Below are 26087 nucleotides of genomic sequence, written 5' to 3'. Positions count from 1 at the left end.
TCGAGCCGTGTCGAGGCGTCAAGCGACCCATTCGGGCCGCTTGAGGTGTGTCCTGTCCGTCTCAGAACGCCCAGTCTTCGTCCTCGGTGGCGACCGCCTTGCCGATCACGTAGGACGAACCGGAGCCCGAGAAGAAGTCGTGGTTCTCGTCGGCACTGGGAGAGAGCGCAGCGAGAATGGTCGGGTCGACGTCGGTCACGCTGCTCGGGAACAGCGCCTCGAAGCCGAGATTCATCAACGCCTTGTTGGCGTTGTAGTGCAGGAACTTCTTGACGTCTTCGGTGAGCCCGACACCGTCGTACAGCGACTCGGTGTACTTCACCTCATTGTCGTAGAGTTCATGCAGCAGCTCGTAAGCGTACATCTTGACCTCTTCCTGATGCGCCGGCGACGCTTCGGCCAGCGCTTGCTGGAACTTGTAGCCGATATAGTAGCCGTGCACCGCTTCGTCCCGAATGATCAGACGAATCAGGTCGGCGGTGTTGGTCAGCTTGGCGTGGCTGGACCAGTACATCGGCAGATAGAAGCCGGAGTAGAACAGGAAGGATTCCAGGAACACGCTGGCGACCTTGCGCATCAGCGGATCCTCGGCGCGGTAGCGGTCGAGAATCAGATCGGCCTTGGCCTGGAGCATCGGATTCTCTTCGCTCCAGCGGAAAGCGTCGTCGACATCGCGCGTGGCACACAGCGTCGAGAAGATCGAGCTGTAGGAACGGGCATGCACGGATTCCATGAACGCAATGTTGGTGTAAACCGCTTCCTCGTGTGGCGTTACGGCATCTTCGATCAGCACCGGTGCGCCGACACTGCCCTGAATGGTGTCGAGCAGCGTCAAGCCGGTGAAGACACGGATGGTCAGCTGCTGTTCCTGCTCGGTGAGCGTGTTCCACGACTGAATGTCGTTGGACAGCGGCACTTTCTCCGGCAACCAGAAGTTACTGGTAAGGCGGTTCCATACCTCCAGGTCCTTGTCGTCCTGCAGGCGATTCCAGTTGATCGCATTAATGCGACTGAGGCGCTTGGCAGCTGTGGCAGTCATATCGTCAATCTCGTCCCGTTAGCGCTGGGGCCAATATAGCCCCAGCGCGTTATGACATGATGATGTCGAGCGTCAACGGCGGTTGCCGCCCTTCATAGAGTGCAGGACACGCAGCCTTCGACCTCGGTCCCTTCCAGAGCGGGCTGACGCAGGCGAACGTAATAGAGTGTCTTGATGCCCTTGCGCCAGGCGTAGATCTGCGCCCGGTTGAGGTCACGGGTAGTCACCGAATCCGGGAAGAACAGCGTCAGCGACAGCCCCTGGTCGACGTGTTTCGTCGCTTCGGCATAGGTATCGATGATCTTCTCGGGACCGACTTCGTAGGCGTCCTGATAGTACTCGATATTGTCATCGCTGAGGTACGGCGCCGGATAGTAGACACGACCCAGCTTGCCTTCCTTGCGGATCTCGATCTTGCCCGCCACCGGATGGATGCTCGAGGTGGAGTGGTTGATGTACGAGATCGAGCCGGTCGGCGGTACCGCTTGCAGGTTACGGTTGTAGAGCCCGTACGCCATGACCGATTCTTTCAGGGCCTGCCAGTCCGCTTGACCGGGAATGGCGATACCGGCTTTCTCGAACAGCCCCCGGACCTTCTCGGTACGCGGCTCCCACACCTGATCGGTGTACTTGTCGAAGAAGGTGCCGTTGGCATAGTCGGACTCGGCGAAGCCGGCAAAGCTCTGCCCTTTCTCGGCCGCCAGGCGGTTCGAGGCACGAATCGCGTGATAGGCCACGCAATAGAAGTAGATATTGGTGAAGTCCAGGCCTTCATCGGAACCGTAGAAGATCCGCTCGCGCGCCAGGAAACCGTGCAGGTTCATCTGCCCCAGCCCGATGGCGTGCGATTGCGCGTTGCCTTCGGCGATGGACGGCACCGACTTCAGGTTGCTCATTTCCGAGACGGCGGTCAGGCCGCGCACGGCGATCTCCACACTGGTGCCGATATCGCCGGCATCCATCACCTTGGCGATGTTCATCGAGCCGAGGTTGCAGGAAATGTCGTGGCCGATCGCGCGATAGCCAAGGTCGTCGTCGTACTCGGTCGGCGTATTGACCTGCAGGATCTCGGAGCAGAGGTTGCTCATGTTGATCCGGCCGGCGATCGGGTTGGCCCGATTCACCGTATCCTCGAACATGATGTACGGGTAGCCGGACTCGAACTGCAGTTCGGCGATCGTCTGGAAGAATTCGCGGGCGTTGATCTTGTCCTTGCGAATCCGCCGGTCGGCGACCATCTCATCGTACTTCTCGGTGACGCTGATATCCCCGAACGGGACGCCATAGACACGCTCGACATCATAGGGCGAGAACAGGTACATGTCCTCGTTCTGCTTGGCCAGTTCGAAGGTGATGTCGGGAATCGTCACGCCCAGTGACAACGTCTTGATGCGAACCTTCTCGTCGGCGTTCTCGCGTTTGGTATCGAGAAAACGCAGGATATCGGGATGGTGAGCGTTCAAGTAGACCGCCCCGGCTCCCTGACGCGCGCCCAGTTGGTTGGCATAGGAAAACGCATCTTCGAGCATCTTCATGATCGGCACGATACCCGAGGACTGGTTCTCGATATGCTTGATCGGCGCGCCGGATTCACGCACGTTGCTGAGCAGAAAGGCCACCCCGCCGCCGCGCTTGGAGAGCTGCAGTGCCGAATTGATGGAGCGGCCGATGGACTCCATGTTGTCCTCGATACGCAGCAAAAAGCACGAGACCAGTTCCCCGCGCTGACGCTTGCCGCAGTTGAGGAATGTCGGCGTGGCCGGCTGAAAGCGGCCGCTGATGACCTCGTCGACCAGCGAGCGAGCCAGGGTTTCGTCACCACGCGCCAGGTTGAGCGCGACCATGCACACACGGTCTTCATAGCGTTCGAGATAGCGCTTGCCGTCGAAGGTCTTCAGCGTGTAGCTGGTGTAGTACTTGAACGCGCCCAGGAAACTCGGAAAGCGGAACTTGTAGGCATACGCCTGCTCGAACAGCGACTTGATGAAGGCACCGTCATACTGAGCGAGGACATCCGCCTCGTAGTAGCCTTCTTCGACCAGGTAATCGAGTTTTTCTTCCAGCGAATGGAAGAACACCGTGTTTTGATTGACATGCTGCAGGAAATATTGACGCGCTGCCTCGCGGTCCTTGTCGAGTTGCAACTCGCCTTCCGGACCGTACAGGTTGAGCATGGCGTTGAGCGCGTGATAATCCAGCGCCCGCGCTTCCGACGTCTCTCCAGCATGTCGCTGTGGGGTAACTATGCTTGACGTTTCCAAAATTCCTCGACTCCCTTGCGAACCTCGGTGACATCATCTGGGGTACCAAGCAGCTCGAACCGATAGAGCAGTGGTACCTGGCACTTTTCAGCGATGATCCGGCCCGCCAGGCAGAAGGCCGCACCGAAGTTGGTGTTACCAGCGGCGACCACTCCACGGATCAGTCCGCGGTTATGCTCGTCATTGAGAAAACGGATGACCTGCCCCGGAACCGCCCCTTTGAGATGGCCATTGCCATAGGTCGGGGTGATCAATATGTAGGGGGAATCGACACGCAAGAACGGGTCATCGCGATTCAGTGGAATGCGTTGAGCCGGCAGCCCCAGCTTTTCCACGAAACGGTGCGTATTGCCGGAACGTGTCGAGAAATAGACCAACTCCCCCCGTGTTGCAGGCTCCGTATCGAGCGCTGCGGTCTGACTCATGCCACCAGAGCCTGAATCCTGTCCGGACGGAAGCCTGACCAGTGGTCTTCCCCTGCGACAACGACGGGTAACTGGCGGTATCCCATGTCTTGAACGGTCTCGAGCGCCGTGGGGTCTTCGGTAAGATCGATGACGGTGTAATCGAGCCCCTGCTTTTCCAGGGCACGGTAGGTGGCATTGCACTGGACGCAAGCGGGCTTGCTGTAAATCTTGATCGTCATGATTACGACTCCCTCTGTTGACGACGCACGGCAGCGTGATGGTTTGCGGACACCGTCCATGAACGGCACACCACATATGGTAGAACACGCCGAGAAAAAATCAATATCTGGTTATTGTAGCGAATTGTGATCGGCGACCAGTCAACGTTCGGAGTCAGGTGATAGGCGGTTTTTTAGCGGGTCAAGTGATGGGCAATCGCCATCTTCAACGGAGCTGCGCGTTCGGCCAGACGGAGTCCGGCATGACGCAACAGGCGGGCCGGTGGGCGATCGTCGGTATATAGCGACACGATCGCCTGAGTGGCCACATAGAGCGGGCCGGTTGCCAGGCGGTGATGGCGTTCATAGGGTACCAGAACGGCCGGACCCCCAACATCTTGTGCCTGACGGTGGGCGACGATAACACGCCTGGCCAGTTCTTGCTGCCCCTGAAGGCCGAGGTTGAAACCGTGCGCCGTCACGGGATGCATGCCGACGGCGGCATCGCCGACCAGAGCGAATCGGCGTGCCACGAAACGATGCGCATAGGTACTCACGAGCGGGTAGACGGCAGGCTCGCCCTGCTTTCGCATGTCGCCAAGACGGTAGTCGAAACGCGCTGCGATATTGGCCGCAAAGGTATCGTCATCCAGGGCCGTCAGCAGTTCCATCTCACGCTTGGGTAGCGTCACGACCACCGAGGATTCATGCGCCTCCAGTGGCAACAGCGCCAACGTCTGGCCGTGATCGAACCACTCCCAGGCCGATTGGTCATGGGCTTTATCGTGTCGCATGCGGCACACCAGCATGCTACGGCCGTTATCACACATCTCGGCGCCGATGCCCATCTGTCGCCGCGCTTCCGAAAAACGGCTATCGGCAGCCACGGCCAGCTTGGCCTCGAGCCGGGTGCCGTCATCGAGCCATAACCGGGCATGTCGGGAATCGCTATCGATACGCTGCAACGCCGCTTCATGCCAGGACACGCCGTCGCATTCCGCCACGGCATCGAACGCCGCCTGGCGTAGCCGGAAATTGGGCACCAGCATGCCCAAGGGCGTACGCGCCTCCCCCTGGCCAGTCGATATCGTCATGGCAAACGGCGAGCCGCCGTTGAAGATGCGTGCATCACGCAAGGGAGACACCTCGTCGGCGGGGATACGCGACCAGATATCGAGCCGTTTCAGAACCGCCTGCGACGCATGGTTCAGCGCGATCTCGCGCCCATCCGGTGTCGGATCACGCAGCGCTACCAACGGCTGCTTGTCGACCAACGCCACCGACAGCCCGGCACTTGCCAGCGCCCGGGTAAAGCAGAGCCCGACAGGTCCGGCCCCGATCACAGCGACATCGACGCGCATTTCGACTCCTTCTCCATGACCACATGCCGACCGAGGCGAACGGCAGTCTGTTGCAATAAATGCAAATTACTCTTATTGAGTTTAATTGTCATCTTCACTACCCTGAGCCGCGCATTCCAATACCAAGCATCCTCAGCAAGGGAAACCGCAATGAAAAAACCGCTGACACTCGGCCTGGTGGTAACCGCCGGGTCGATGGCAACCGGCCTATACGCCCAGGAAAATCAGGATACCATGGTGGTGGTTGGCTCCCGTACCCCTACCCAGATCGATCAGGTACCCAGTGCCGTTCAGGTCGTCGAGGAAGCAGAGCTACAACAGCAGCTCGAAACGGGGGCCGACCTCAAGACGGCGTTAGGCAAGCTGGTGCCAGGGCTGGATTTCGCGCCGCAAGGTCGGACCAATTATGGACAGAACATGCGCGGGCGTAGCGTACAGGTTCTGATCGATGGCATCTCGATGAACAGTTCACGGGGATTATCCCGTCAATTCGATTCCATCGACCCCTTCAATATCGAGCGAATCGAAGTCCTGTCCGGTGCCAGCAGCCTCTACGGCGGCGGCGCCACCGGTGGCATCATCAACATCATCACCAAGAGAGGCGAATCTGGTGGGCCACACTGGGAAAGTGAAGCCGGCGTCACGACCGGTTTCAACAACAGTGACGACCGAGACTACCGAGTGGCGCAATCCGCCAGTGGCGGCAACGAACACATTCAGGGTCGAATCGGCGTCGCCTATCAGGACAATGGCCGCCAATACGATGGCAACGGCGATGAAATTTTTCCTGACATCTCGCAAACCGATCTGCAGGATAATCGCAGTATCGATATCTTCGGCAGCTTGACTCTCAACCTGGATACCAATCAGACACTGGAGCTAGCTGCCCAGCTTTACCGTTCAGGTTACGAAGGGGATCACAGCGTGTATTTTCCTAACCTGGATGCCGATCCCGCCAACCTGAACGATGCGGAAATTCGCGATGGCTTCAGTGCCGATCGCGAGCCCGAAACCGACCGCAAGATGGTCAACCTGCAATATCACAATGCCGATTTCCTCAATCAGAATTTTTACTTACAGGCCTACCATCGAGAGGAAGAAGCCAGCTTTCATCCATTCCCGTATGTCTCAGACTATGACGACCTGGATGGCGATGGTTCGTGGGATGTCGATGAGCCAGTCAATCAATATGCTTTCTCTGCCTCCAAGCAGAATACCGACCTGACAGGCATCAAAGCCTTGTTCGATGCCCAGCCTGGGCAGGATGTCAGCCTGACCTACGGTATGGATCTGGACCGAGAGTCTTTCGACGCTTCCCAGATGTATTTCGATACTGCGCTCACCGATGCCAGTGGAGGTTTGATCCAACGTAATGCTGGCATTTCCCCGCGCTATCCCGGCTACCAGATCGATACCTATGCCGGTTATGTGCAGGGTGACTGGCAAGCAACGGATGCCTTGAAGCTCAGCGGCGGTATACGCCACCAATATATGGATGTGGAAATCGATGATTTTCAGGGCATCCCGGGTGGCGAAAACAACTACGACGCCACGCTTTTTAACACCCAAGCACTCTATGACTTTCAGAATGGACAACAGAGTTGGATTCAGTTCAGTCAGGGCTTCGAGCTTCCCGATCCCGCAAAATATTATGGCCAGGATGCAGGATTCAACGTTGCTGAGAATCCACTCTCTGCCATCGAGACCAACCAAATCGAACTTGGCTGGCGATATCAAGGCACTCATTGGCAGGCACAAACCGCTGCCTATTACGCCTGGTCCGATGAGTCACTGGAATACAATCCTGACGGCTTGAGCGTTAATGTCGTCGATGAACAAAAGCGAGACTACGGTCTCGAGAGCAAAGTAACCCGTTACTTCGACAATGGTTTCGAAGCAGGGGGTACGCTCCATTTGGTACGTTCCGAGCAGAAAGACGACAGTGGCGATTGGGAAAAGCGTGGTGTCGATACCTCATCACCATCCAGTGCCACCGCCTTCGTCGGGTGGTCGGACCTCGACCGATCCGCACGTCTTCAAGCCAATCATGAGTTCGATCTGGAGGATGACGAAGGTGGTCGTATCGATAGCCACACCACTCTCGACTTGTCATTGAGCCAGCAGACCGACGTCGGCAAAGTCAGTTTGGGTGTCCAGAACCTACTTGACGAAAGTTATTCAACGACTTGGGGCCAACGTGCCGCCTCGCTTTACTCCCCCTACTACGGCCCCGAATATCTCTATGACTACCAGGGGCGTGGCCGAACGTACACTCTCAGTTGGTCCATGTCCTACTGATTCATCGCCCCGATGCTCGCTTTCGCCCCGCACTGTTGCGGGGCTTTTTAGTGGATAGGACGACGTTCCTGACGTGTTACCAAGCAACCCTCTCGAACGGAAAGCATATCCACCCGACGAGCGACACGCCGCCTTCGCTTTTCACCCCGAAGCGCAGGTATTGCATCTCTTCAACGAGCGCAGTTGGGTTCCCCTGCCGCCTCATATGCATGCCGATTTGTCAAACCTCATATCGCCTGCGTGGGCCCCTTTGCCGTCGATACGTATGCAGCATTCAGGTATTGGTGCTGTTGGCTCTCCTGACTGAAACGCCAGGAAACATTCTGGATCGGGTATGCCCGAATCATGCCTGATCGGCAGTACCCACTATGGAGGGAGGGAAAAGGGCATCAGCCCCCTTGCAACGCCGTCATTCATCGATTCTGGCAATGGCATCGCGGCTGGCGAGCTCGCGCTGTTCGCCGGTTAGCTCGACAAGGCCGCCATCACGCATCTCCAGCAAACGATCGGCATGCTGAAAGTAGTGATCATCGTGGCTGATCGCGACCACCGTTTTCCCCATGTCGCGTAAATGGGTCAACAACTCGCGGTAGAATGTTCGACGAAATTGTGGATCCTGGTCGGCGGCCCATTCGTCAAGCAGCAGGATGTCACGTCGTTCGGCGATGGCCAGCAGCATGGCCAACCGCTTGCTTTGCCCTTGAGAGAGTTGAGGGTTGGTGACACGCGGCCCCTCGAAATGCAGCTTGTCATGCATACCGAGTCTGGCCAGCCAGGCCTCGACCAACGATGGATCGGGTGGCTCACCATCAGGGCCAAGCAGACGGTCAAAGAGGTGGAAATCGGTAAACACCGCTGAAAACATCTGACGATAGGCCTGCCAGTCCTGACTGGCCACTGGCCGACCATCGACAAGAATCTCGCCACTGTGCGGCTGGTAAAGACCGGTCAACAAGCGAGCGAAGGTTGACTTCCCGCTACCGTTGCCGCCAATCAGAAACACCAGATCGCCACGCTGCAGCGTCAGATCGATAGGCCCGATCTGAAAGCCTTGCGCGGCTTCCCCTGCCGCATACTGGAAGGTCACGCCTCGAAACTCGATGGTCTGCCATCCATCCAGGTTGCCATGATGTGCAAACCCTTCCTGATAGTCGGCCAGTGCCAGCGTCTTGAGCTTGTCATAAGCGACCTGGGCATTGAGCAAGGTTGGCAATGCCCCCACTGCCTGAATCAAGGGTGTCCTCAGGAACAATAGCGTCAGCGAATAGGTCGCTGCCACACCGGTCGTGGCCCACCCCAATCCCTGGGCCAGGAAAAACACCACGCCGATGGCTGCCAGCATCATGATGTTGGACCAGTTGACGGCGCTGAGATGGAAGGTATCGGAACGAATGATGTGATGACGATAAGCCAGGGAATCGTGCTCGAACACCTCATCGTAGAACCACCTGGCACGATCACGATTGAGAGCCAGCTCTTTGCGTCCCTCGATGACCGACTGATAATCCTTGTAGAGCTGGTCCTCGGTCTCACGCAACCGACTCATGTAGCGATAGACTCGCGATACCAGCACCCATCCCACCAGAACAGTGACTGCTACCCAGACCATCATCACCATCAACATGCTGGGCGACAACCAGCCGAGATAAAGGACGGCCCCCAGCGTCAGAATGATACCCTGCACCAATTCCGGCAAACGCACGAACGCTACGGTGATATAGCGAATATCACTGGAGAGGCTGGCCAGTAACCGGGCACTCCCCACCTGTTCGAGACGTTCGATATCGGTGTCCAGGATGCATTTGATCAGTTTGCCGCGCAGTTGGTAGACGAAATGGTGACCTAACGTGGTCAGTGCCAGTTGCGACCCTAGCGATATCAACAACAGCAGCAGAATGAGGCCGAGAAACTGCGCCAGTACCACGCCTGGCGTTCCCTGCAGGTCGATCAGCCGTTGATTGATGAATGCAATCACCCCGATGCTCAGGCCGGCGCTAGCCAGGCTGAGCAGCATGACGGCGAGAAAAGGCCAGCGATAGTATCGAAAGACGACACGCAGCAGTTCCATGAACGATCCTTGTCGACCCACAAATGGTGCATTGCATTGTATTGTGACGCATGACCCGTTAAAGTCAATAATGATTCTATTTCTTATTTGAAGACGACAGTCGGCCTGCTCGACGGGCAGCAAGGATGGCCGTTCAACACACTCAGGAATGATGACTGCATCTAGTTACCCCGATACCTAGAGACACGCTGCCATGCCGGAACCATCGACACGACACTGCTTTTCCGCCTTTGACTTGCGTCGCTTCGGCGATCATTACGGCATTGCGTATCGGTTTCCGATGCTGACTTCCAACTGCACGCCCCATGACGAGCAACGTGCCACGGTCTTTCAGGGAAACGTCGAGGAGTTCCTGCTGCGACCCGGCATCCGCCTGACAGCATCCGATATCGATGTTCTCGAGCCATACGAATCGACCTCGCTGCTGGCAACCCCGCTATTCATCGTCGTGATACTCCAAGGGCAGGTTCGCGTTCGTCTTGGTCAGCAAGAGCGATTGCTGAGCGAGGGCATGGCCATGAGCACGCGCTTGGGCAATACCCTGGCACTGAGTGCATCCCAACCGCCCGGACAGCATCTCAGGACATTGAACCTTTCGTTGAGCACCGACGCCCTTCGCGAGCACGCCGACAACGATGCGGCACTGAGACGATGGTTCGAGGACGCCGACTTCCAACTGCACACCTGGCACTTACCAGGGTATCTCCTGCCATCGTTGGATCATGGTTTCAGTCACGCCTGGCAAGGCATGCAACGCCAACTGCTGCTCGAAGGGCTGGCATTACAATTGATCGCTCATGGACTTCCTTTAGCGTCGGTATCGGAGAAACGGCAACACGCGCTGCTGCCCCAGGAACGACAGCGACTGGAACTCGTGCGCAACCTGCTGCGCGATGAACCGACCCAGGAACACACGCTGCAAAGCCTGGCAACGCTCGCCTCGATGAGCCCCAGCAGTCTACGCAGCAAGTTCCGTACGCTATATGGCGAATCCCTGTTCAGCTATCTTCGCGACCGCCGGCTCGAACTCGCCAGGAGCTATCTCCAGGCAGGTTTCAACGTACAGCAAGCTGCCCATTTTGCGGGATACCGCCATGCCACCAACTTCGCCACGGCTTTCAGGCGTCGCTACGGTGTGCCGCCTAGCAGCCTGTCGTAAGAACGTATCATACGTCTCGAGTCACTCATCATACGATTATTGTCAGCATGCATACCCTGACTCGTGACAAAAAATGAAATAATTCTCATTACTAGAGAAATTCATAATCAGGGATCTTTTCATGCTGACAAGACATCCTCTCTCATTGGCGGTCGCCCTATTGGCGAGCGGTATGCTGACGCCAGCCTGGGCGCAGGAAGAAACGTCGACGACCACGGCAACAGCGAGTGACGATGCCGAGTCACTGGATACCGTCACCGTGACTGCACAACGGGCAGCGACCAAGACTCAGACCCCCTTCATAGAAACACCGCAGTCTGTCTCGCGCGTCGATCGCGACGAGATGGATGAGCGCGACACCCGCACGCTCAGGGAAGCCGTGCAATATACGCCCGGGGTGTATACCAACCAGGTCGGTGCGTCCAATCGCTACGATTACCTGGTCATGCGGGGGTTCTCCGACGGCAGCCTGAGCAATACCTACCTCGATGGCCTCAAGGTGATGGGCGACACCAACGGTTACAGCTCGATGGTGATCGACCCCTATTTCCTGGAGAGTGTCGAGATCGTCAAGGGCCCGGCCTCGGTGCTTTACGGTCGCTCGTCGCCCGGGGGGCTGGTGGCAATGACCAGTAAGCAGCCCCAGTTCGATACGCAGCGTCAGTTGCGCCTCAGCGTCGGAAACAATAGCCAGCGCAGCGCGGCATTCGATTTCACGGGACCACTGGACGACGAGCGGCGTGCCGCCTATCGCGTAGTCGGGCTGGCCAGCGGCGCGGATACCCAGTTCGGCCCGGTCGAGGAGGAGCGCTATGCCATCGCTCCCTCGGTGACCTGGGACGTTACCGATGACACGACCCTGTCGTTCATGGCGTATCTGCAGAAAGATCCGGAAGGCGGTTACCACTCCGGTGTGCCTTACGAGGGAGCGGTGGAAAGCCACAATGGTCAGCAGATCAGCAATAACTTCTTCGACGGCGAGGACGATTACGACAAGTTCGAGCGTACCCAACGGATGTTCGGTTACGGCCTCGAGCACCGTTTCAATGACGCCTGGACTGCGCGTCAGAAGCTGCGCTACCTGAACTCGGATACCACCCTGAACCAGGTCTATGGCTATGGATGGGTGTCACCCGATGCCAACGAGTTGACTCGCTATTACTCCGGTGGCCGGGAATCACTCGAAGCCTGGACAGTCGATAACCAACTCGAGGGACAATTCTCCAGCGGCTTCATCGACCACACCTTGCTGGTGGGCGTCGACTATCAGAAGCGCGAGAACGACGTGGTCTGGACTTCAGGCGCCTTCCCTTCTATCGACGCCTTCGATCCACAATATGGCGCCGATCCCATCGGGGATATCGTCGTCACCAACGACGAACGCCACGAACTGACCCAGACGGGCGTTTACCTACAGGATCAGATGGCGTTCGATCGCTGGCGCCTGACGCTCGGCGGCCGCTACGACTGGGTCTCGATCACCAATGAGCAAAAGCTGGCCGATCACGAGGATACGCTCGACGAAACCTATTTCAGCGGCCGCGCTGGGCTCTTGTATCTGTTCGATAACGGGGTCGCACCCTACGTCAGCTACAATACGGCCTTCACGCCGACCAGCTTCGTCGATATCGACGGTGATGTGCTCGACCCCATGGAGGGCGAGCAGTGGGAGACAGGCCTCAAGTACCAGCCACCGGGCACGCAAGACCGCTACAGTCTCTCGCTTTTCCGCATCAATCAGGAAAACGTCGCGACCAAGGAGCAGCCCACCGACCCCTACCGCTCCATCGGCGAGATCGAGTCACAAGGCCTGGAAGTGGAAACCCGTAAGCAACTGACGGACGAACTACGCCTACAAGCCGCCTACAGCTATACCGACATCACCTACGCCAAGAGCGACGTAGAGAGCGAGGAAGACAGCCATGCCATCTATGCACCTCGCCATCAGGCCAGCCTGTGGGGCCATTATGCCTTCCAGGACGGCGCCCTCGAAGGGCTCGATGCCGGCTTGGGCGTACGCTACTACGCCGACATCTATGCCGATCGTGCCAATACCGAGAAAGTGCCCGACTACACGCTGGTGGATGCCACTCTTGGATACGATCTCGAACAATTCGGCCTGGAAGGCATGAGCGCTCGACTCAAGGTCGGCAACCTGCTCGACAAAGAGTATGTCGCTTCGTGCAACTCTCTGGACTACTGCTATTTCGGTGCCGAACGCAACATTACCGCGTCAGTCAGCTATGACTTCTGATGACCGACAAAGTTGATAACGATTCGTATTGACTTTACAGTGGAGGCTCCCACGTCAGAGGTTCAGTCATGAATGCACCTGCTCACTTACCGTTTGCCACAGTGACCACGCCATGTCTGAGCGATCTGTACGTGGGCCCTCTCGAGTCCCTGGCACCCCCATCCATCGGTAGCGCACCGAGTCATGCCTTGGCTGGCGGTCAACTGCTCGATGCCGGTACGCTGGACAACCTGCTGGAGCGATTCGCCGCTCAGTACGGGCACGGTGACCGTCGTGCCATCGCATCGCTCTGGTCGAAATGGCACATCAACGCCGTACTGGCACCGACCTTGCTCGCCAATCTGATCCTCGAGCGCGAACTCCCGATTGCCCTTGAAGAGACTCATCTGGTGTTGACACCCGAGGGTCGAACAGAGCGCCTGTGTCTAGTCCACGAAGGGACTCCCCTCGTGTCGCGAGGCCTATTTGCACGCTTCAAGACACTGCTCGATGGTCACCTGGCGCCTCTGTTCAAGATGCTGTCCGACCTATCCGGCGCCTCTACTCGTGTGTTCTGGAGCAATGCGGGTAATGTATTCGAACATTACGCCACAGCGATCGAGCGACATCCCCAAGCCTCACCCGGGATTGCCGGGGAAGCGCAGGCGTTGCTGGAGTCACGCCACTACCCCGATGGGCGCCGCAACCCGCTGTATCGCCCGATACGCTATATCGAGTCACAGAATCAGGACGTCAAACGCTTACGCAAGCTTTGTTGCCTACGTTATCTCCTTCCGGAAATCGGCTACTGCGGCAATTGCCCACTGGAAGGCTGTGACAGGCAGGTCCGCAAGTAATGCGCCGCGCCCCCAAGGGAGCGCGGCGCATTGACATCACGGTCAACTTGACCGTACGAATCATGCTGCCATTCAGGCAGTAGCATCCTGGTAACGACGTTCCACTTCATCCCAGTCGATGACGTTGAAGAACGCTTCAACATAGTCCGGACGCTTGTTCTGGTACTTCAGATAGTAGGCGTGTTCCCAGACATCCAGACCGAGGACTGGGGTGTTGCCATGCATGAGCGGGCTATCCTGATTGAGCGTATTCTCGACGACCAGCTTCTTCTCCGGTGTCACGCTCAGCCATGCCCAACCACTGCCGAAGCGACCGAGTGCCGCCTTCTTGAAGGCATCCTTGAAGGCATCAAAACCGCCGAGTTCACTCTCGATGGCTGACGCCACCTTGCCTTTTGGCTGTCCTCCGCCTTGCGGAGACATCATGGTCCAGAACTTGGCGTGATTGGAATGACCGCCGCCATTGTTGATTACCGGCTGGCGCTTGTCATCCGGAACACGATCCAGGTTGGCGATCAACTCATCGACCGGAACCTCTTCCAATCCGGTACCTTCCAGCGCGCCATTGAGGTTATTGACATAGGTTTGATGGTGCCGGGAGTGGTGAATCTCCATGGTCATGGCATCGATATGCGGTTCCAGCGCGTCGTAGCTATACGGTAATTCGGGGAGAGTGTGTGGCATTTCATCAACTCCTTATGGTTTGGGCTAGAGAATAGTGGCCATCGCCAGTGAATGCACGTAAAACACGACGGGTTCACCACTGTTCCTGCATGCCGTCTCATTGTATGGGGATGAGCGCCAACAAACTCAAGGGCGATTCGACAATCGGGCCCATCACCCCCTTGTACGTGACACCCAACCTTTGATAACCATTCTTATTTGCTTTACAGTTGGCAATTGGCACGGCGTACTAACCACGGCATCGATGTGACGACATCGGCGTTCAGTCCTGCCGTCATTCCCAGTGTATCGCTGATGCGCCAACCTCTGCCAAGCGGAGTCCAACATGTTCGACGTCAAGGCCGCGACCTTCGAGGTCAATGGCAAATGTCTGCTTCACCCAACCGACCTTGGTTTCGCCGAGGGCAATGTATACGGCCTCATCGGGCATAACGGTTCGGGCAAATCGACCCTGCTGAAGATCCTGGCCCAGCAACAACAGGCAAGCCAGGGCGATGTCCGTCTCGATGGTCGGCCGCTGGAGGACTGGGGCCCGCGGGAGTTCGCTCGGCAAGTCGCTTACTTGCCGCAACAGTTGCCCAGTGCAGAGACGCTCACCGGCCGTGAATTGATTGGTTTCGGCCGTTATCCATGGCACGGCTTACTCGGTCGGCTGACACGTGAAGACCACGCCCAGATCGAGCGGGCCATTGAGTTGACCCATACTCAGGATTTTGCCGATCGCCTGGTCGAGACCTTGTCCGGTGGCGAACGCCAGCGTGTCTGGCTAGCCATGTTGCTGGCTCAGGGCAGTCGTTTTCTGCTGCTCGACGAACCACTCGCTGCATTGGATATGGCACACCAGGTCGAAGTGCTGGCACTGATACGCAAGCTATGCGAAGAGCTGCAGCTAGGCGTTATCGTGGTGCTTCATGACGTCAATATGGCAGCACGTTATTGCGACCATCTCATCGCCCTGCATAGCGGTCGGGTGCTCGCTCAAGGTTCCCCCGAGGAAATGATGAAGGACGACACTCTGGAAGCCATTTATGGCATTCCCATGCATATCATGACTCATCCCAGTGGAGAGCACGCTATCGCCGTGATCCATTGACACCTACCTCGGAATGATCGTGTCGGAGCCTTCATTGTCAGTCTTTCCGTCATTCAGACTGCCTGCATGCCTACGTGCCAGGCGAATCGAGCTATGCAGATGGCGGCATGCCTTGTTGGCAGTACTGATCGCGCTCATACCGGCACCGCTGACACTGGCCGCAGACGATACAGGTATTGCCACCATCGACTGGACGCTGGCTGAGACACTGGTGGCACTGGACGCACCGCCCGCAGGCGTGGCTCAGATAGATGCCTACCATGACTGGGTAGGGAAGCCGGCCATGCCCGACGAGGTCGTTGACCTCGGCCTGCGCTCCCAGCCCAATCTGGAACGCCTGTCGGAACTTGCCCCGTCGCGAATCCTGATTTCACCCATGTTCTCCAGGCTGAAGCCGAAGCTGTCACGCATCGCCAAGGTGGAAACGCTGGATTTCTATACTGGCCAGAGACCCTTGTGGGACCAGTTGGTCGAGATGACCCATCAATTGGGAGACATTGCCGCACGTGAAACTGCCGCCGACACCCTGGTCGAGAACACGGAAGACCAACTGGAACGCCAGCGCAATACCCTATCTGCTTCACGGGACCCTCTTTTGATGATCCAGTTGATGGATGCACGACATGCCCGTGTCTTCGGCGATCACAGCCTGTTACAGGCCGTCACTGAGCGTCTGGGACTGGAGAACGGCTGGCAGGAGCCGACCAATGCGTGGGGGTTCTCCCTGGTTGGCATCGAAGACCTCATGACCATCGACGCCCGACTCGTGGTCATCAAACCACTGCCTGTGGGTGTCGAAGAACGACTGGCCAACAGCGGACTTTGGCAGCGTTTGCCCAGCGTCAAGCGTGGTGACGTCATTTGGCTCGATCCGGTATGGACCTTCGGTGGTCTACCATCGGCGCAGCGTTTCGCCAACTTGCTGGTCGAGGCCCTGGAGGACACCGACCGTGCTTGATTCGCGTCTGCGCCTGACACCACCACGACTCTGTCTGACCTTCTGCCTATTGGCAATGGGCCTGGCAGGCCTGGCACTTCAACATGCCGGCGCGTTGTCGACGGCACTGTCTGCACTGTTTTTCCCGCAAGCGGACAATGTCACCCAGATCGTATTGCATTACAGTTGGTGGCCACGACTGACCATCTCTCTGCTGGCGGGCGCAGGTCTTGGCCTGGCCGGCGTCCTGATGCAGCAGGTTCTACGCAATCCCTTGGCAGCCCCCACAACGCTGGGCGTTGCCAGCGGTGCCAATCTTGCCTTGATGGCGGCGACATTGATGGCGCCCTGGCTGTTCGCCTTGGGCCGTGAATGGGTGGCCCTCGCCGGCGGCGGCTTGGCCATGGGTCTGGTGTTCCTGTTGTCCTGGCGCCGCGGTCTGGCCCCCATGGTCGTGGTGTTGGCCGGCCTGGTGGTCAATCTCTATGCCGGCGCACTGGGCATGGCGCTGTTGCTGTTTAATCAGGAATCCCTGAAAGGCCTGTTGATCTGGGGAGCGGGCTCTCTATCGCAGAGCGGATGGGAAGGGGTCGAGTTCCTCTGGCCTCGACTGGCTATCGGCGCCTTGCTGGCCATCCTCCTGCTCAGGCCACTGGCAATCCTTGACCTCGACGACGCCAATGCGCGTAGCCTGGGGGTCTCGCTCAAACGAATGCGTCTGGCTGGACTCGGAGTCGGCGTCTTCCTGACGGCCTGCGTGGTCAGCGTCGTGGGTGTGATCGGTTTCATCGGCCTGGCAGCCCCTGCCATCGTGCGTCTGGCGGGTGCGAGACGGCTGATGCAACGCCTGTTATGGGCCCCCTTGCTGGGGGCACTGTTGCTGGCCAGTACCGACTTACTGCTACAACGTTTTTCCGGCACCCTGCCAACCCTGATTCCAACCGGCGCCACGACCGCAGCACTCGGTGCGCCATTGTTGCTATGGCTGATTCCGCGCCTTGCGTTGCACAGCGGCCATCCAACGACCGCTAACCACAGTCTCATGCGCCGCCACTCCGCACCGGGACGCCTGGCCACTGCACTGAGTGCGCTGCTGGTACTGGCTATCCTCGCCGCCCTGCTGACCGGCCAGGGAGACAAAGGATGGCAGTGGCTCGGCCCCTCACAATGGCTCACTCTGGAGTGGCGCTTACCGCGCCTGCTAGCGGCTAGCGGCAGTGGGGTCATGCTAGCGATCGCGGGGACACTCATTCAGCGTCTGACCGCCAACCCGATGGCCAGCCCGGAAGTACTCGGCATCAGCGGCGGCACGGCCATCGCGTTGATTGGCGCCATCTATCTGTTGCCCGGCGCATCGCACCTGGCACTGATCGGTATCGGTACGCTCGGTGCGCTGGCGGTACTTGGTGTGCTGATCCTGCTCAATCACCGCAGCGGCTTCCTTCCGGAACGGTTGCTGTTGACAGGTGTTGCGATCACGGCTCTCTTCGATGCGGTGCGCGCCATCGTGCTTGCTGGTGGGGACCCTCGCGGCCAGCAAGTCGTGGCTTGGCTGTCGGGTTCTACCTACTATGTCGATCTGACAACCGCCACCACGGTCGCAATACTCGCGCTGCTATTGGCGCTGATAGCCAGACCCTTCACTCGCTGGCTGGATATCCTGCCATTGGGAACTCCGACCGCCCACGGCCTGGGTATCGACATTACGCGTGCGCGTCTTGTTTTACTCGGCTTGGTGGCATTGCTAACCGCCTGCGCGACACTGGTCGTCGGGCCGCTCTCCTTCGTCGGCCTGCTGGCACCACACATGGCGCGCTTGATGGGCTTTGCGCGCGCACGCTCGCATCTACTGGGAGCAGCCCTGGTAGGGGCCATCCTGATGACGGTTGCCGACTGGTTGGGCAGGCAACTGCTCTTTCCCGAAGAAATTCCGGCGGGACTGGTCGCCTCGCTGGTGGGTGGTGCCTATTTCATGTGGGGATTACGCCGTATTTAATAGGGACGCTTACGGTGAGTTCTCCCACCACAGAGATGCCTGGATGGCGACCCCAGTCGCTTCGATGCTCGCCCGATGCCGCGTGCCAGGCATCGGTATCGCCCTGTTTCTGATGCCGTTTATCGCCACGGCCCACCCTCATGGATGGGTCGATCTACAGGTCACGATCACCACGATCGGCATACGCCCTTGCAGTGGCGGCGTACTGCTCCTGGGGTTACTGGAATCGCCCATAACCGATCAACCCACACCAGGCAACCCACTGCTTGATTGACCGCCGACTCGACCTCACCAGCGATAGCTGAGACTACCGATCACACTGCGCGATTCGCCGTAGTAGCACCAAGAGTCACAACCACTTACGTACTCTTTATCGGTCAGGTTAGTGACGTTCACCTGAGCGGTCCAAGAGTCATTGATGTCATAACTGGCCTTGGCATCATAAACAGTATAGGAAGATACCTTGGCATTACTATCCTCAGCAGCATCAACGCTATCGCCTACATAACGTGCACCGGCACCGATATCCAAACCATTCAACACCCCACCTTCGAATCCATAATCCAACCACAACGAGGCCTGGTGGCGTGGTGTCAAACCGGCACGAAACTCACCGCGCTCGGGATCTTCAATGGTGGTATCCAGATAAGTGTAAGCCGCCGTTAGCTGAAGCTGATCGGTCAAATAGCCTACGCCCTCCAGTTCGAAACCTTGTGAATGACGCTCACCACCTTGCGTTTGAGCTAGCTGGGCGTTCGTGTAAAGCGTATTGGTTTCTTTGAGGTCGAATGCTGCAGCAGTTACGTAACCATCAAGCCAATTGGGAGTATATTTCACACCTGCCTCCCACTGCTCCCCCTCGCTGGGCTCGTAGGCTTGCCCATCCGGACCTCGCCCCACTTGTGGGCTGAAAGACTCGCTATAACTCAGGTAGGGTGAGATTCCATAATCTCCCAAATACATTACCCCCCCACTGAATGACAGTTGATTTTCAGTCTCATTATAATCATTTGCAAAGGGATCTTCGCTATAACTTTCGACATCAACTGAGTCATGACGAACTCCACCCAGCAAGATCCAGCGATCACCAAGCCGCAACTGATCCTGCAGATACACACCAATTTGTTCTTTCTTTTCTTCAGCCTGATAATTTAACGATGACGCAGTAAAATTCCCATAATGCGGGTCAAAGACATCAATATCTCCAAAATCAAAAAAATCGCCATTCATATAGTCGATATCAAAATCCTGATAATCAATGCCCAATAACAGAGTATTTTCTGTATTGTCTGTATACCATTTGGCGATCAGGCGATTATCAACAGTGAGAGAATCATAACTACCGTCCCTATACGTTAAATCCCTAGCAACATCACGACCATCCAACTCAAAGCGTGGAGACACTGTACGCAACAAAAGGTCTAGAGTGCTATAACGTAAATTCTGTTGGAACTGCCATGTGTCATTTACATTGTGCTCTAGCTCATATCCCAACGACAGTTGCTCGCGCTCTTGGCGGTCATAATCCGGCTCACCCAGAAAGGTATCACGATCGATTCGCCCAAACGGCGTATCATATAAAGAGCCTTCCGGTGGCCGAAAGCCCTTGCTTGGTGTGCCGTGGTCCTTCATGTAGCTGGCCAGGAAAGTCATTGTGGTGTCATCGGAGAGATCCACCGCCAGGCTCGGGGCTAGATACACGCGCTGATTGTCAGTGTAATCCAACTCGCCATCGCCATCACGGAAGAGCCCGACCATGCGATAGCGCATATTGTCGGTACCGGCGACCGGGCCGGAGGTATCGATGCCCACTTGGCGATGGTCCTTGTTACCCCCCTGGACTTCAAACTCGCCCCTGGCTTCTTCGGTCGGTCGCTTGCTGATCGCGTTGACTACGCCCCCTGGAGGTGCTTCGCCATAAAGAATCGAAGCGGGACCTTTGAGCAAATCGACACGTTCCAGTCCATAGGGCTCTGTCACCCACCAAAAATACCCTCCTTCGCGGAAGAGTCGCAGGCCGTCCTGATAGGTAGAATCCTCACCACTGAAACCCCGAATATTGAACCAATCGACACCATTGTCGCTTCCATAAGGGGTCGCCTGTACTCCGCTGCGATAGCGGAAGACCTCGTCATAGTTATTGACGGCCCGCTTATCCAGTTCGTCTTCTGTCACCTGCGAGGTGGCACGAGGAGTTTCGATAGTCGGCGTATCCACCTTCAATGCCGTTGCCGTCACGACCATGGCGTCATGATTCTCGCCTTGCTGTGCTTGAGTCGCTTCTTGAGCCATCGTGGCGGCTGGCAGACTCAGCAAGGTGCCGGATAGAGACAGGGCCAGGGTTCGTCGAACGGCCAGCATCAATGGGCTGACCGTCAGAGAGGGAGTGACACAGGACGCCATGAGAAACCTCGGGATGCAAAGGGATAAAAGTAAGATTCATGATAATTACTTTTATTTACATCGACAAGAATGCATCCCGCCTATCCGCTTCATGGCTTTACAACCACTGGCATGCGGCTAAACGATTGCTCAGCGATCGAACACCACCGTGCGTTGGGCGTGCAAAAAGACGCGCCGTTCCACATGGTAGCTGACCGCTCGCGCCAGCGTCAGACGTTCCACATCACGCCCCTTGGCCACCAGATCTTCCGGATAGTCGGCATGACTGACCGATTCGACGCGCTGCGTGATGATCGGCCCTTCGTCGAGATCGTCGTTGATGTAATGCGCCGTCGCCCCTACCAGTTTGACGCCCTTCTCGTACGCCTGATGGTACGGTTTGGCCCCCTTGAAACCGGGTAGCAACGAGTGATGGATATTGATCGCTCGTCCGGCGAGCCGGTGACACATATCGCTGGACAGCACCTGCATGTAACGCGCCAGGATGACCAGTTCCGCACCGGTTTCCTCGATCACCCGCCAGACCTGGGCCTCCTGCTCCGCTTTGGTGTGAGGCGTGATCGGCAAATGGTAATAGGGCAATTCATGCCAGGCGACCAACGGCTCAAGATCGGGATGGTTGGAAATGACCGCCCGGATGTCCATGGATAATTGGCCGATGCGATAGCGATACAACAGGTCATTGAGACAGTGATCCGCCTTCGAAACCATGATCACCACCGGCATGCGCGTCTCGGGCGGCGTCAGCTCGAAGGTCATGTCGAACTCGGCGGCACGCTCAGCAAACGCCTCACGGAAGGCGTCGCTGTCGAAGCCATCCGCCTCGGGCCGGAATTCGGCCCGGATGAAAAAGCGTTCGACCAAGCGGTCGTCGAAGGAGTTGAGCTCGGTGATATAGCAACGCTGCTCCTTGAGAAACCGGGTAACGACATCCACGGTTCCCAACCGGCTGGGCGATTGCGCGGCAATGGTCCAGGCTGCCGGTGATGCGCTCATGATCGATACCTCCGTCAGCGTTCGACACCGATGCCATACTCTTCCCCGGCATCCAGCAACCAGCGATAGAGGTAGTCGGCGAAACTGCGTCGTACGACCAGTTCCCACCGCGATGCCGATGACCGACGCAGGATCGCTGACGTCTTGGCGAAACCTGTCGTCACCCCCTTGCCGACCGGAAAGACCGTGGGATCGACATCGTAATGCGTGAACTTCATCAGTACCGCATGTGCCATCTCGCCCTCGATATCGATCACCGTCTGACCGCCACTGACATCGACGATGCTGACATGGGCGTCACCCAGAGCATCACGCAGACGGGTCTCGAGCGAGAATTCTTCCCCGCCGGGCACGATCAGCAGCCACTCATCGGGTGCCAGCCACTGCACGGAGCGTTCACCACTGTCATCATGATTCAATCCATGAGGCTGGCTGGGCAACGACAGGCCAAGTACGTGGCGTAGCGCCTCGTCCAGCACTATCGCCCCACCACGCAGGGTCAGGTGTCCCTGAAAGGGCCGTTCACGCAGCATGACCTGAGAGCTCACCGTGATCGCAGGCGCTCCGGAGCGTTGCCGCGAATAGGCAAGCGGCGATTCGGTGGCGATTTCGACCTCGGGGTGCGTCTGGAACTGGCGGATATCAGACATTCTGACGTGCTCCTTCCGGATCGACGAATTGGGTGCCGACGATCTCGGCTTCATGGATGGTGCCATCGACCATGGGCAGATAGACGGTTTCGCCCATGCGCTGATGACCGCCCTTGACCACCGCCAGGGCGAAGCCGCTTTCCAGCGTCGGACTGTAGTAGCTGGACGTGACGTGACCGACCATGGTCATCGGGATCGTCTGCTGCGGATCGAAGACGATCTGTGCCCCTTCCTGCAACACCACTTCAGGGTTCCTGGGTTTCAGCCCGACCAGTTGCTTGCGATCCGTGCGACGCGTATCGGAACGTGATAGCGCCCGTTTACCGATCCAAGGGAATGGCTTGTCGTAACCGATCGCCCAGTGCATGCCCAGGTCTTCCGGTGTCACCGAGCCGTCGGTGTCCTGGCCGGCAATGATGAAGCCCTTTTCGGCGCGCAACACGTGCATGGTCTCGGTGCCGTAGGGCGTCAGACCGTACTTGTCGCCATGCTCGAACAGGGTTTTCCAGACATGCATGGCGTAGTTGGCCTGCACATTGATCTCGAACGCCAGCTCACCGGTGAAGGAGATCCGGAACACGCGCGCCGGCACATCGGCGACCCTGCCTTCACGCCAGTCCATGAACTTGAAGGACTCGCGATCGAGATCGATATCGGTGATCTCGGCAAGCAGCTTACGCGCCTCCGGGCCGGTCACGGTCATGGTTGCCCAATGATCGGTGACGGAGGTGAAATACACGTCGAGTTCCGGCCACTCGGTCTGGTGCCACATTTCCAGCCATTCGAGCACGGCGGCGGCGCCCCCCGTCGTGGTCGTCATCAGGAAGTGGTTCTCCCCCAGACAACTGGTGGTACCGTCATCCATCACCATGCCGTCGTCCTTGCACATCAGGCCATAACGGACGCGACCGGGAGCCAGCTTGGCCCACTTGTTGGTGTAGACCCTGCCAAGGAACTCGCGCGCACCGGGCCCCTGGATGTCGATCTTGCCCAGCGTCGAAGCATCCAGGATACCGACATGTTCACGCACCGCCCGGCATTCGCGCACCACCGCCTCATGCATGGACTCGAGTCGGCCATTCACGCGGCGCGGATAGTACCAGGGGCGCTTCCACTGCCCGACGTCCTCGAATTCGGCGCCGTGTTCGACATGCCACTGGTGCATTGCGGTATAACGCTCGGGGTCGAACAGTTCCCGGCAGTGGCGACCGACGACGGCGCCAAAGGTGACCGGGGTGTAGTTGGGCCGGAACACCGTGGTGCCCACCTCGGGGATCGACTTGCCCAGGCAGCGGGCGGCGATGGCCATGCCGTTGATGTTGCCGAGCTTGCCCTGGTCGGTACCGAACCCCATGGCGGTGTAACGCTTGACGTGTTCGATCGACTCGAAACCTTCGCGGGTGGCGAGTTCGATCGCCGCCGCGGTGACGTCATTCTGCAGATCCACGAACTGCTTCGGGGCACGCAGGGTCGGCTTCTCGTGTGGCACTTGGTAGAGTGCGCAGGCTGCGCCTTCCGTCACCACTGTTGCCTGGGGGACGTGACGAGCCTCGGTAGCGACCTCGAAGCCCATGGCCGTAGCGGCTACGGCACCGGCTTCGGCACCATCCGCCAATACGTCAGCCAATGGATAGACCCCGCGAGCACCGCCCGTGGTCGTCACGCCTTTTACGGTATGGGGAACGAAGCCGAGAACCTCCTCGTTCCAGGTCGGTCGTGCACCGGTATGAGACGCCAGATGAATCACCGGACTGTAGCCGCCGGAGCTGGCAATGGTGTCGCAATCGAGCGTCTCCACCGGGCCGACGACCTTGAAACCGTCGCGATCGATGCGAGCCACCCGTGCGCCGCTGACCCGTTTGCTACCGGTTGCCTCAATAATGGCACTGCCGGCAATGACACGAATGCCGTGCTTCCGGGCCTGCTCGACGAGTTCTCCCTCGGGCGCTTCACGGGCATCGGCAATGGCCACGACCTCGTGTCCTGCCTCATGCCAGTCCAGTGCGGCGCGATAGGCATGATCGTTACTGGTGGTCAGTACCAGTTTACGGCCGGGTATCACCCCATAACGACGAATATAGGTCGACACGGCGCCGGCCAGCAGATTGCCCGGCAAGTCGTTGTTGCCGTAGACCAGCGGCCGCTCATGGGTACCGGTGGCGAGTACCACCTGCCCGGCCCGAACGCGGTGCAAGCGCGAACGCGGCTGACGCCGACCCTCGATCGTCGGGGCACTATCGGCCAGATGCTCGGTACGCCGTTCGTGGAGCGTCACGAAATTGTGGTCATGATAACCATTGGCCGTAGTGCGCGTGAGCAGTGTCACGTTGTCCCGGGCCGCCAGTTCCTCCAATGCCGTCGTGACCCACGCGTGCGCGGGTTGGTCATCGAGGCGATCGCGACTGTCGAGCAGAGAACCGCCCATCGCTTCCTGCTCATCGGCCACGATCACGCGCGCGCCGGAACGCGCCGCGCTCAATGCCGCAGCCAGTCCTGCCGGCCCGCCACCGATGACGAGCACGTCGCAGTGCCGGTTCATGTGGTCGTAGATATCCGGGTCCGGTTCCGACGGGCTGCGACCGAGACCGGCCGTCTTGCGGATATACTTCTCGTAGGTCATCCACATCGATGCCGGCGCCATGAAAGTCTTGTAATAAAACCCCGGCGGCATGAAGGGAGCACCCAGTTTGCCAATCCAGCTCATCAGATCTTTCTGGACATCGGGCCAGCCATTGGTGCTGTACGCCACCAGGCCGTCATACAACGCCTGTTGAGTGGCACGCACGTTGGGTACCTGAGTCGCTTCACTGGCACCGAGTTGCATGACGGCATTGGGTTCTTCCGCGCCGGCCGCGACGATGCCCCGCGGACGCGAATACTTGAAGCTGCGATTGACCAGATCCACGCCATTGGCCAGCAATGCCGACGCCAACGTATCGCCGGGATGCCCGGTGTACGCCTGCCCATTGAAGGTGAACTTCAGCGTGCGGGTGCGATCGACACTGCCGCCTGCTGCCAGGCGATTGGGTTGCTTGGTTGACTGACTCATGCCTGGACTCCTTGTGCACCCTTGACCTCGGTCGCCGCTCGATCGTCGGCTGACGATGCGGTTGCAGCCGGTCTGGCGGTATTCGTTTCCGCCGTGATCGTCGGCTGTTCCCCCATCTTGTAGGTCTCGAGAATCTCGTAGGTCACCGTGTGCCGGGTGATATTGAAGAACTTTCGGCAGCCCTGCGCATGCACCCACATTTCGTGATGGATGCCGCGCGGATTGTCGCGGAAGAACAGGTAGTCGCCCCACGCCTCATCCGAACAGTCATCCGGATCCTCGGGCCGGGAGAGATGCGCCTGGCCCTTGGGATGGAACTCTTCCTCCTCGCGATACTCTTCGCAATAGGGGCAGTAGATATGGAACATGGTCATGCCT

20 protein-coding genes are annotated in these 26087 nt (G+C 58.2%); 8 read left to right on the top strand and 12 right to left on the bottom strand.

Translation table 11 applies throughout. The features are described 5' to 3' along the window. Nucleotides 1-61 precede the first annotated feature (61 nt). The 5 genes from nrdF to ubiM form a co-directional block, all read right to left on the bottom strand. Nucleotides 62-1039, bottom strand: coding sequence for a class 1b ribonucleoside-diphosphate reductase subunit beta (nrdF, locus tag FVV99_RS08515; RefSeq protein ID WP_148253606.1), 978 nt, complete (start codon nucleotides 1037-1039; stop codon nucleotides 62-64). Between the two features lie 92 nt (nucleotides 1040-1131). Then, on the bottom strand, nucleotides 1132-3300 hold the full coding sequence (nrdE, locus tag FVV99_RS08510) for a class 1b ribonucleoside-diphosphate reductase subunit alpha (protein WP_148253605.1): 2169 nt from the start codon (nucleotides 3298-3300) through the stop codon (nucleotides 1132-1134). Continuing rightward, entirely contained in the window at nucleotides 3282-3725 is a 444-nt protein-coding gene (nrdI, locus tag FVV99_RS08505; RefSeq protein ID WP_148253604.1) for a class Ib ribonucleoside-diphosphate reductase assembly flavoprotein NrdI, read from the bottom strand. Before nrdI ends, nrdE begins: the two co-directional genes overlap by 19 nt. Then, nucleotides 3722-3946 (bottom strand): glutaredoxin-like protein NrdH, encoded by a 225-nt coding sequence (gene nrdH / locus FVV99_RS08500; protein ID WP_148253603.1) that lies wholly within the window; start codon nucleotides 3944-3946, stop codon nucleotides 3722-3724. The genes nrdI and nrdH overlap by 4 nt, the downstream gene beginning before the upstream one ends. 173 nt (nucleotides 3947-4119) lie before the next feature. Beyond that, nucleotides 4120-5286, bottom strand: coding sequence for a 5-demethoxyubiquinol-8 5-hydroxylase UbiM (gene ubiM, locus FVV99_RS08495; protein WP_148253602.1), 1167 nt, complete (start codon nucleotides 5284-5286; stop codon nucleotides 4120-4122). Nucleotides 5287-5436: 150 nt separating this feature from the next. Here ubiM and FVV99_RS08490 point away from each other — a divergent pair, with 150 nt between their 5' ends. Continuing rightward, a complete protein-coding gene (locus tag FVV99_RS08490; RefSeq protein WP_148253601.1) occupies nucleotides 5437-7584 on the top strand; it encodes a TonB-dependent receptor in 2148 nt (715 codons plus the stop codon). Between the two features lie 409 nt (nucleotides 7585-7993). Here FVV99_RS08490 and FVV99_RS08485 read toward each other — a convergent pair whose 3' ends face one another. Then, the gene (locus FVV99_RS08485) at nucleotides 7994-9652 is read right to left on the bottom strand and encodes a multidrug ABC transporter permease/ATP-binding protein (protein ID WP_148253600.1); all 1659 of its coding nucleotides are present in this window, start codon (nucleotides 9650-9652) and stop codon (nucleotides 7994-7996) included. Between the two features lie 193 nt (nucleotides 9653-9845). Here FVV99_RS08485 and FVV99_RS08480 point away from each other — a divergent pair, with 193 nt between their 5' ends. From FVV99_RS08480 to fhuF, 3 genes are all read left to right on the top strand, one after another. After that, nucleotides 9846-10811 carry a helix-turn-helix transcriptional regulator gene (locus FVV99_RS08480; protein ID WP_148253599.1) on the top strand — a complete coding sequence of 322 codons (966 nt, stop codon included), beginning with the start codon at nucleotides 9846-9848 and terminating at the stop codon, nucleotides 10809-10811. A 121-nt stretch (nucleotides 10812-10932) separates the two neighbouring features. Next, on the top strand, nucleotides 10933-13065 hold the full coding sequence (locus tag FVV99_RS08475) for a TonB-dependent siderophore receptor (protein WP_148253598.1): 2133 nt from the start codon (nucleotides 10933-10935) through the stop codon (nucleotides 13063-13065). A gap of 68 nt (nucleotides 13066-13133) precedes the next feature. Next, nucleotides 13134-13901 carry a siderophore-iron reductase FhuF gene (gene fhuF / locus FVV99_RS08470; protein WP_148253597.1) on the top strand — a complete coding sequence of 256 codons (768 nt, stop codon included), beginning with the start codon at nucleotides 13134-13136 and terminating at the stop codon, nucleotides 13899-13901. A gap of 72 nt (nucleotides 13902-13973) precedes the next feature. On the opposite strand, the gene FVV99_RS08465 is transcribed toward fhuF, so the two are convergent. After that, nucleotides 13974-14585 (bottom strand): superoxide dismutase, encoded by a 612-nt coding sequence (locus tag FVV99_RS08465; RefSeq protein WP_148253596.1) that lies wholly within the window; start codon nucleotides 14583-14585, stop codon nucleotides 13974-13976. 325 nt (nucleotides 14586-14910) lie between these two features. On the opposite strand from FVV99_RS08465, the gene FVV99_RS08460 reads away from it, so the two are divergent. From FVV99_RS08460 to FVV99_RS08445, 4 genes are all read left to right on the top strand, one after another. Then, the gene (locus FVV99_RS08460) at nucleotides 14911-15678 is read left to right on the top strand and encodes an ATP-binding cassette domain-containing protein (protein ID WP_148253595.1); all 768 of its coding nucleotides are present in this window, start codon (nucleotides 14911-14913) and stop codon (nucleotides 15676-15678) included. A gap of 115 nt (nucleotides 15679-15793) precedes the next feature. Then, entirely contained in the window at nucleotides 15794-16636 is an 843-nt protein-coding gene (locus FVV99_RS08455; RefSeq protein ID WP_236645343.1) for an ABC transporter substrate-binding protein, read from the top strand. Nucleotides 16637-16691: 55 nt separating this feature from the next. Continuing rightward, complete coding sequence (gene fhuB / locus FVV99_RS08450; protein ID WP_236645356.1) at nucleotides 16692-18611, top strand: Fe(3+)-hydroxamate ABC transporter permease FhuB; 1920 nt, start codon at nucleotides 16692-16694, stop codon at nucleotides 18609-18611. Nucleotides 18612-18654: 43 nt separating this feature from the next. Further along, nucleotides 18655-18885 (top strand): hypothetical protein, encoded by a 231-nt coding sequence (locus FVV99_RS08445; RefSeq protein ID WP_148253593.1) that lies wholly within the window; start codon nucleotides 18655-18657, stop codon nucleotides 18883-18885. Between the two features lie 14 nt (nucleotides 18886-18899). Here the strand turns inward: FVV99_RS08445 and FVV99_RS08440 are convergent, their stop codons facing one another. From FVV99_RS08440 to FVV99_RS08420, 5 genes are all read right to left on the bottom strand, one after another. Further along, complete coding sequence (locus FVV99_RS08440; protein ID WP_407921333.1) at nucleotides 18900-21014, bottom strand: TonB-dependent siderophore receptor; 2115 nt, start codon at nucleotides 21012-21014, stop codon at nucleotides 18900-18902. Between the two features lie 129 nt (nucleotides 21015-21143). Beyond that, complete coding sequence (gene purU, locus FVV99_RS08435) at nucleotides 21144-22010, bottom strand: formyltetrahydrofolate deformylase (RefSeq protein WP_148253592.1); 867 nt, start codon at nucleotides 22008-22010, stop codon at nucleotides 21144-21146. 14 nt (nucleotides 22011-22024) lie between these two features. Beyond that, a complete protein-coding gene (locus FVV99_RS08430) occupies nucleotides 22025-22660 on the bottom strand; it encodes a sarcosine oxidase subunit gamma (RefSeq protein WP_148253591.1) in 636 nt (211 codons plus the stop codon). Continuing rightward, a complete protein-coding gene (locus FVV99_RS08425; RefSeq protein WP_148253590.1) occupies nucleotides 22653-25709 on the bottom strand; it encodes a sarcosine oxidase subunit alpha family protein in 3057 nt (1018 codons plus the stop codon). The genes FVV99_RS08430 and FVV99_RS08425 overlap by 8 nt, the downstream gene beginning before the upstream one ends. Further along, nucleotides 25706-26077: a sarcosine oxidase subunit delta gene (locus FVV99_RS08420; RefSeq protein ID WP_148253589.1), complete on the bottom strand. Its 372-nt coding sequence runs from the start codon at nucleotides 26075-26077 to the stop codon at nucleotides 25706-25708. Before FVV99_RS08420 ends, FVV99_RS08425 begins: the two co-directional genes overlap by 4 nt. Between the last annotated feature and the right edge of the window lie 10 nt (nucleotides 26078-26087).

This window comes from Aidingimonas lacisalsi (genome assembly GCF_008079445.1).
In the GTDB taxonomy this organism is placed as follows: Bacteria; Pseudomonadota; Gammaproteobacteria; order Pseudomonadales; family Halomonadaceae; genus Aidingimonas; species Aidingimonas lacisalsi.
This window is presented reverse-complemented; position numbering and strand designations above follow the sequence as displayed.